The following is a 7,875-nucleotide window of genomic DNA, read 5'->3' on the forward strand; positions in this document are numbered from 1 at the left end:
CTTCTCTCTCCTTGAGGAAAGGTCTATAGACCGGCTTGGTCGGCCATTTTCAGGCCAAGCCAGGATGCGTTCATGTCGCAAGACGCCGTACAGCCTTCCACCCCCGCTCCTCAGACCCCAGCGCAATCGCCCGCCGCTCCAGAACGCCACGATGGCTTCTGGACGATGATGCTCGGCTCGATGGGCGTGGTCTATGGCGACATCGGCACCAGCCCGCTCTACGCGCTGAAGACCGCGCTCGACCATATGAAGACCGACGGCGTGGTGGAATCCGAGGTGATCGGCATTGTCTCGCTGCTGATCTGGGCCTTGTTCATCACCGTCACGCTCAAATACGTGTTCTTCCTGATGTGGGCGGACAACAAGGGCGAAGGCGGCACGCTTTCGCTGATGGCGCTGGCGCGCAAGTCGCTCGGCCGCGGGTCGAAAACCATCTTCCTGCTCGGCGTCGCCGGCGCGGCCCTGTTCGCGGGCGACGCCGTGATCACGCCGGCCATTTCCGTGCTGTCGGCGGTCGAAGGCCTCAACACCGCCTCGCCGGCGTTCCAGCCCTATGTGCTGCCGATCTCCGTCGTGATCCTGGTGTCGCTGTTTGTCGTGCAGAGCGGCGGCACCGCGCGGGTGGCGTCCTTTTTCGGCCCGATCATGGTGGTGTTCTTCGGCCTGCTCGGCCTGCTCGGCCTGACCCATATCGCCGACGCCCCTCGCATCCTCACGGCCTTCGACCCACGGATGGGCTTGAGTTTCCTGTTCGGCCACGGCGCCGCCGGCTTCATCACGCTCGGCCTCGTCTTTCTGGCGGTGACCGGCGCCGAGGCGCTTTACGCGGACATGGGCCATTTCGGCCGCAAGCCGATCCAGATCGCTTGGCTGTTCTTCGTGCTGCCGTCGCTGATCTGCAATTATCTCGGCCAGGGCGCGCTGGTGCTGAAGGACCCGGAAGCGGTCAAGGATCCCTTCTACCTGATGTCGCCGCAATGGGCGCTGATTCCCTTCGTGATTCTCGCCACGGTGGCGACGGTCATCGCCTCCCAGGCGGTGATCACCGGCGCCTTTTCGCTGTCGCGCCAGGCCATCCAGCTCGGCCTGTTGCCGCGTCTCGAAATCCAGCACACCTCCGCCAGCACGGAAGGCCAGATCTACGTCCCGCGCGTGAACCGGACCTTGCTGATCGGCGTGTTGATGCTGGTCTTCCTGTTCCGCTCGTCCGACAATCTCGCCAACGCCTACGGCATAGCCGTGACCGGCACCATGCTGGTCACCACCAGCCTGGCCTTTTTCGTGGTGCGCAAATTGTGGGGATGGCCGCTCTGGCTCGCCATTCCCGTCATCGGCTTCTTCCTGACGGTCGATCTGGCCTTCATGGCCGCCAATCTGATCAAGGTTCTGGAAGGCGGCTGGGTGCCGCTGACCATGGGCGCCATGGCCATGGTGGTGATGTGGAGCTGGGTGCGCGGCACCGACCTGCTGCACAAGAAGACCGCGCGCGATTCCATCCCGACCGCCGATCTCATCCGCATGCTGGAGAAATCCAAGCCGCATCGCGTCGCCGGCACGGCGGTTTTCCTCACCGGCGATCCGATGGTCGCCCCCTCGGCGCTGATGCACAATCTCAAGCACAACAAGGTCGTGCATGAGCGGGTGGTGATCATGAACATCGTCACCGAGCCGATGCCGCGCGTGGCCGAGGCCAGTCGGTTCGACATCGAGAAGCTGTCGGAGGATTTCCTGCGGGTCACACTGCATTTCGGCTATATGGAAAGCCCGCGCGTGCCGGCCGCCATGGCGCTGATGCGCAAGGCCGGCTACAAGTTCGACATCATGACGACGTCATTCTTCCTCGGCAAGCGGACGCTGAAGACCTCGCCCGCGTCCGGCATGCCGCAATGGCAGGACAAGCTGTTCGTCACCTTGTCGAAACAATCGGCCAACGCCACGGACTTCTTCTCGATCCCCTCGGATCGCGTGGTCGAACTGGGCGCGCAGGTCACGATCTGACGCGCGCCAGCAAAGCCATGGACCGCCCTCGCCCTTCGAGACGCCTGCCGCGCAGGCCCAGGATGAGGGCTAATGGATCGTCGCTGATATAGAGAGACCCCTCATGGTGAGGAGGCCCCGACAGGGGCCGTCTCGAACCATGGCCATCGCAACAGCGCCTTGCATTCAATGCACGCTGACGGTCGCCAGCTTGTTTTCCCAGGCGTTGGCCAGGGCGGCGTCGCGGCTGTCGGCGAGCAGGATTGGCGCGCCGCTGGCGCCCAGCAGGGCGTAAAGCTGCTGTCCCGGCTCAAGGCCGCGAATCTGCGGAAACAGCGCCTGCGCTTCCTCCGACTTGATCGGGCGCACATAGGCGATGGCGCCCTCGCCCAGATGGGCGAGTTGGTCCGTGGTGAACCCTTCGGCCCCGTGTTCGACTTGACGTATAGTCATGATCTTCACCCTTTCAGCGCTCTTTGAGACGCGCTCGTCTGGCGGACTGAAGTTCAGCTCCACTATGTGATCTCAATTGTCTTAACGATTCGCTCTGGCTCGGGGCGAACCAGATCGACGGACAGGAGTCCGTCGGCAAGATCGGCGCCCAGAACCTGCATGCCCTCGGCCAGCAGGAAACTGCGCTGGAACTGCCGCGCGGCTATGCCGCGATGAAGATATTGCCGCTCCCGGTCGTCCTGCTGCCGACCGCGGATCACCAATTGCCCCTCTTCCAGCGTGATGGACAATTGCTCGCGGCTGAAGCCGGCGACGGCGAGGGTGATGCGCAAGCGATCCGGCGCGACCTCATCGCTGGCGATGCGTTCGATATTATAGGGCGGATAGCCATCCGAGGCGGATCGCGTCACGCGCTCCAGAGCCTTCTCGATCTCGTCGAAGCCCAACAAGAATGGGGAGTTCATCAAGGTCGGACGCGACATTGCGAAGCCCTTTCAGGCGCCTCGTGGATCTCGGGGGCCCGAAGCGCCCCCCGGCTCATCGCCGTATGGGCGATATGGCGTTCGCCCGGACAAGTTTCAAGCCCCCGGCGCAGCTTGCGTCAGGCGCCTTCCCTTTACAGCATCGAGGGCAACACGCGGTCCGGCGGACGGTGGCCATCGGCGAAGGTCTTTATGTTGATGATGACCTTTTCACCCATGTCGACGCGGCCCTCGATGGTGCAGGATCCCATGTGGGGCAGCAGGGTCACCTTGCCTTCCCGCGCCAGCGTCATCAATTTCGCGGAGACGGCGGGCTCGTGCGAGAACACGTCGAGCCCGGCGCCCGCCAGTTCCCCGCCTTCAAGCATGCGCACCAGCGCGTTTTCGTCGATGATGTCGCCGCGCGAGGTGTTGACGATCACCGCGTCGGGATGGAGATGTTTCAGACGGCGCGGCGACAGGAGATGGAAGGTCGCGGGCGTGTGCGGGCAGTTGATCGAGACGATGTCGACCCGCGACAGCAATATGTCGAGCGAATCAAAATAGGTCGCGCCCAGCTCCCGCTCGACCGCCTCCGACACGCGGCGGCGGTTGTGATAGGCGATGGAAAGCCCGAACGCCTTGGCGCGGCGGGCCAAGGCCTGGCCGATGCGGCCCATCCCGATGATGCCGAGTCTCTTGCCGGTGAGGCGATGGCCGAGCATCCAGGTCGGCGACCAGCCGCCCCAGTGGCCGTCGGCGAGCGCGCCGGCGCCTTCGACAAGGCGGCGCGACACGGCGATGATCAGGCCCATGGCCATGTCGGCGGTGTCTTCGGTGAGGACGCCGGGCGTGTTGGTGACGGTGACGCCACGCCGCAAGGCGGAGGTCACGTCGATATGGTCGACGCCATTGCCGAAATTGGCGATCAGCTTGAGACCGTCGCCGGCCTTGGCGATCAGATGGGCGTCGATGCGATCGGTGATGGTGGGAACCAGCACGTCGGCGGTCGCCATCGCCTCCGCCAGTTCCGCCGGGGTCATCGGGCGGTCGGTCTCGTTGAAGCGCGCGTCGAACAATTCGCGCATCCGCTCTTCCACCACATCCGGCAATTTGCGGGTCACGATGACGAGCGGTTTCCTGTTGCCCATGGTCTTCCCCTGCCGGCCGCCGCGAATTTGGCTAAACCGATCATTAACTCTGGCGGAGCGACAACAGATTGACCAGCATCAAACCCCGTGCGCCCCGTCCTTGCTTCCTAGCAGATGCTTTGGCAAAGGCAAGGCAGGGGAGCCTCAAGTCGAGAGACCGTCCCGCCATGCCGCCCCGTTTCAGCGCCTTCGCCGTCGTTATTCTGTGCGCGCTCCCCGCCCTGATGACTTTTGACGTTCCGGCGCGCGCGCAGCAGGCGAAGGGCTCGGTCACGGGCCTGCCGCTGCCGCGCTACGTCAGCCTCAAGTCGAGCGCGGTCAATCTGCGGGAAGGGCCGTCCAAGGACCACGCCACCAAATGGATCTACCAGCGGATCGGCCTGCCGGTGGAGATCATCGCCGAATTTGCGACATGGCGTCGCATCCGCGATTCCGAGGGCGCCGACGGCTGGGTTCTGCATTCGCTGCTGTCGGGCAAGCGCACCGCGCTGGTCCAGCCCTGGAAGAAGGACGCCCCGCCGCTGCCCTTGCGCGCCCGCCCGGACAAGGACGCCAACCTCACCGCGAAACTCGCGCCCGGCGTCATCGCCAATGTGAAGAAATGCGACGAGGGCTGGTGCCGGTTGCAGGGGTCAGGTTTCGACGGCTACATGCAGCAGAACGACCTTTGGGGCGTCTATCCCGGCGAAAAGGTGGAGTGAGGATTTAAAAGCGCAACCGGTGAGCACACGTTCACCGATTGCGCTCTAAATTTTTGTTTTTAAGCATTTTCTTCACGCGATCCGGCATCCGCTTCGCTTGAAAACGCTCTGGCCGCGCTCCGAGATTTCGCCGGTCTGTTTTCGCGGATTGTGAAGCGATCTCTCGGAAACCGTCTTACGCCGCGATATCGGCCATGAAGCGGTCCACTTCGGCCCGCAATTTCTGCGCCTGTTCGTCGAGCTCCTCGGATTCCGTGCGCACGGTCTCGGCCGCCTTGCGCGCTTCCTGCGCCGAATCCTCGACGCCGCCGACCGAGCGCGCCACCTGGCCCGTGGCTTCCGCCGCGCCGCGCGCGCCGCGCGAGATTTCCTCCGTCGCCCGGTTCTGCTCTTCCATCGCCTGCGCGATGGCGTTGGCGTGTTCGTCCACCACATTCATCGCGCCGGATATGGCGTGAATGATGTCCACCGTCTCGACCGTGGCGTTGCGGATGTTGGCGATATGCTCGGAGACCTCCTCGGTCGCGCGCTGGGTCTGTTCGGCCAGCGCCTTCACTTCCGAGGCCACCACGGCAAAGCCCTTGCCGGCCTCGCCGGCGCGCGCCGATTCTATGGTGGCGTTGAGCGCGAGCAAGTTGGTCTTCTGGGCGATGGACTGAATCAGCGACACCACCGCGCCGATCCGCTCCGCCGCCTCGCTCAACAGCGACACCTGCCGCGCCGAGGCGTCGGCGCGCGCGGCGGCGTCGCGCACCGCCGCCGAGGTTTCCGCGATCTGGCCGGACATGCGATGCAGGGCTTCGGCGATCTGGTCGGAGGCGGTGGCCACCGAGCGCACCTCGGTGTCGGACGAGGACGAGGCGTGAGCCGCGCTGGCCGCGAGCTGGGACGTGGTCTGCGCGATATCCGCCAGCGAATGCGCCGAACCGGACATGGCGTGCGCGCCCTTCAGGACGGCGACGATCACGCCGTCGACGCGGGCCTTGAAGGCGTCGGCCACATCGGCCATGCGCTGCTTGCGCTCCTCTTCATTGGCATTCGCCATCTGTTCGCGCTCGCCCGACAGCTTTTCGGTTTCCCGCTTGGCTGAAAAGGCCTCCGTGAGGGCTTCATCCACGCGCTCGGCGGCATTGTGCAGATTGTTGAGCATCCAGCCCACGCCCTCCACCGCCAGCGCGGCGACGACAATGCGCGCGGCCAGGCGCGTGAGGCTCGGCTCGCCCGCCATCACCCAGGACGGCTCGGTGGCGTAGGCGAAAATGTGCCAGACGACGATCAGCCCCGCGCCCGCCGCCGACACGCGGCGGTCGCACCAGCCCGACAGCAGCGCGATAATGGCGATGAAGATCATCGACGCGTCGGCCTGGGTCGGCTGGTGTTGCAGCGCGGCCGTCAACGCCGCGCCTATGGCGACCAGACCGAAGGCGCTGGCGATGCGCGCCGCCAGCGACAGCGGATTTCGAATCAGCAAGACCGTCGCCGTGAGGGCGCCGACCAGCGCCATGCCGACCGGCCAAGTAAATATGCCGGGGCCGACGATGGCGGACAAGACCGCAACCGGCGCGACCCCCACCCAGATCAGCAGCATGACGAAAGGCGCAAAGCGTTTTCGAAGAATATCGAGATCCATCAGAGGCCTTTCACAAACACGGTACATGGGTTGTTGCGCGGGAAGCTTGTGGTTGGCTTGTTAGAGAAATTTAAAATTTATCGAGTTGCGACGACGTCTAGAGCGCGAAGCGTTTCCACGGAAACGCTTCGCGCTCTAGACTCTTTGTTTTCGCATGATCTTTTCCAAAAACCGGTGTCCGCTTTTTGGGATCATGCTCGGGCCGAAAACCGGCGCGCGGCGCGGCGCAAGCTTCGCAAAACGCCCGGGCGCGAGGATGGCGGGCCGCCCGTGCGAGCGGCGCCAGGAGCGCGGTGTGACAGACATATCTGATGACGATCTCGCCGCGCAGCGCGCGCTCATGTTCAGCGAAAGCGCCGGAATCCGCGAGAGCCAGGAAATCCAGACGGCGGTGCTGGTCTATGAGGTTCCGGTTCGTCTGTGGCACTGGATGAATTTCTTCGCCATCCTCGCGCTGTTCGTCACCGGCTATCTCATCGCCATTCCCACGCCCTCGTTGGGCGGCGAGGCGAGCGCCCACTTCCTGTTCGGCAATATCCGGCTGATCCACTATGCCGCCGGGCAGGTGTTCGCCTGGGGCTTCCTCGCCCGCGCGCTGTTCGCCCTGATCGGCAATCACACCTCGCGCGAGATTTTCTACGTGCCGTTCTGGCGGCAAGAATGGCGCAAGGGCTTTTTCCGCATGCTGCGCTGGTACTGCTTCATGGAGAAGCGCGCGCCGCGCTTCATCGGCCATAATCCCGTCGCGCAGATGATGATGTTCGGCGCTTTCGTTTTGCCGAGCCTGGTGGTGATCTCCACCGGAGTCGCGCTTTATGTCGAGGCGCTGGGGATGGACCACCCGCTGCGCGTCATCACGGATTTCGTCTTCTCCATCACGGGCGGCTCGCTCCAGACCCATGTCTGGCATCATCTCGCCATGTGGATGATGGTCGTGTTCGCGATCCTGCACATCTATGCCGCGATCCGCGAGGAAATCATGAGCCGCCAGTCGATGATCTCGACCATGATCTCCGGCTGGCGCATGTTCAAGGATTGAGGGCTGATACGAAATCCGAATGATTTCATTTTTGATTTCGTATTCCGTTCGCGCGGAATTCCGCCTTCCCGATCTAAGGAATTCCGCGCGAGTTGTTTTCGCGGATCGCGAAGCGATCTCGCGGAAACCGCATGAAACGACGCGCCGCCGGCTCCCGCATCGGGGAGGCGGCGGCAGGGGCCGTCTCAATCCGCGGCGTCGAACGCGCCGCGATCCACCCCGCCTCCGACGAGGATCTGGCGTTTTCCGGCGTGGTTGGCGGGGCCGACCACGCCTTCCTTCTCCATGCGCTCGACCAGCGAGGCCGCCTTGTTGTAGCCGACCGAAAGCCGGCGCTGCACATAGGAGGTCGAGCATTTCTTGTCGCGCAGCACCACCGCCACCGCGCGGTCGTAGAGATCGGCCCCCTCGTCGTCGCCCGTAGACAGCGACGCGGACTCGTCGTCCTCGCCATCGTCCTCGA

The 7,875-nt window shown here is 64.2% G+C and carries 8 protein-coding genes; 3 read left to right on the plus strand and 5 right to left on the minus strand.

Annotation, left to right across the window (positions count from 1 at the left end; translation table 11 throughout):
• Window positions 1–72 precede the first annotated feature (72 nt).
• Window positions 73–1,998, plus strand: coding sequence for a potassium transporter Kup (locus CCR94_RS12590; RefSeq protein WP_104508203.1), 1,926 nt, complete (start codon window positions 73–75; stop codon window positions 1,996–1,998).
• A 165-nt stretch (window positions 1,999–2,163) separates the two neighbouring features.
• On the opposite strand, the gene CCR94_RS12595 is transcribed toward CCR94_RS12590, so the two are convergent.
• The 3 genes from CCR94_RS12595 to CCR94_RS12605 all read right to left on the minus strand — a co-directional run bounded on the left by CCR94_RS12595 (window position 2,164) and on the right by CCR94_RS12605 (window position 4,042).
• Window positions 2,164–2,430, minus strand: a complete 267-nt coding sequence (locus CCR94_RS12595) for a BQ00720 family protein (protein ID WP_104508210.1) — start codon at window positions 2,428–2,430, stop codon at window positions 2,164–2,166.
• 62 nt (window positions 2,431–2,492) lie between these two features.
• A complete protein-coding gene (locus CCR94_RS12600; RefSeq protein ID WP_104508204.1) occupies window positions 2,493–2,912 on the minus strand; it encodes an Hsp20 family protein in 420 nt (139 codons plus the stop codon).
• Window positions 2,913–3,046: 134 nt separating this feature from the next.
• The gene (locus tag CCR94_RS12605) at window positions 3,047–4,042 is read right to left on the minus strand and encodes a 2-hydroxyacid dehydrogenase (protein ID WP_104508205.1); all 996 of its coding nucleotides are present in this window, start codon (window positions 4,040–4,042) and stop codon (window positions 3,047–3,049) included.
• A 167-nt stretch (window positions 4,043–4,209) separates the two neighbouring features.
• On the opposite strand from CCR94_RS12605, the gene CCR94_RS12610 reads away from it, so the two are divergent.
• Complete coding sequence (locus CCR94_RS12610; RefSeq protein WP_104508206.1) at window positions 4,210–4,743, plus strand: SH3 domain-containing protein; 534 nt, start codon at window positions 4,210–4,212, stop codon at window positions 4,741–4,743.
• A gap of 175 nt (window positions 4,744–4,918) precedes the next feature.
• Here CCR94_RS12610 and CCR94_RS12615 read toward each other — a convergent pair whose 3' ends face one another.
• Window positions 4,919–6,373, minus strand: coding sequence for a methyl-accepting chemotaxis protein (locus CCR94_RS12615; protein ID WP_158254741.1), 1,455 nt, complete (start codon window positions 6,371–6,373; stop codon window positions 4,919–4,921).
• A 295-nt stretch (window positions 6,374–6,668) separates the two neighbouring features.
• Here CCR94_RS12615 and cybH point away from each other — a divergent pair, with 295 nt between their 5' ends.
• Entirely contained in the window at window positions 6,669–7,412 is a 744-nt protein-coding gene (cybH, locus tag CCR94_RS12620; RefSeq protein ID WP_244594052.1) for a Ni/Fe-hydrogenase, b-type cytochrome subunit, read from the plus strand.
• A gap of 185 nt (window positions 7,413–7,597) precedes the next feature.
• Here the strand turns inward: cybH and CCR94_RS12625 are convergent.
• The coding region (locus tag CCR94_RS12625) for a DNA translocase FtsK (RefSeq protein ID WP_275112813.1) at window positions 7,598–7,875 on the minus strand (278 nt) is incomplete at its 5' end.

The organism is Rhodoblastus sphagnicola (genome assembly GCF_002937075.1).
GTDB lineage: Bacteria > Pseudomonadota > Alphaproteobacteria > Rhizobiales > Beijerinckiaceae > Rhodoblastus > Rhodoblastus sphagnicola.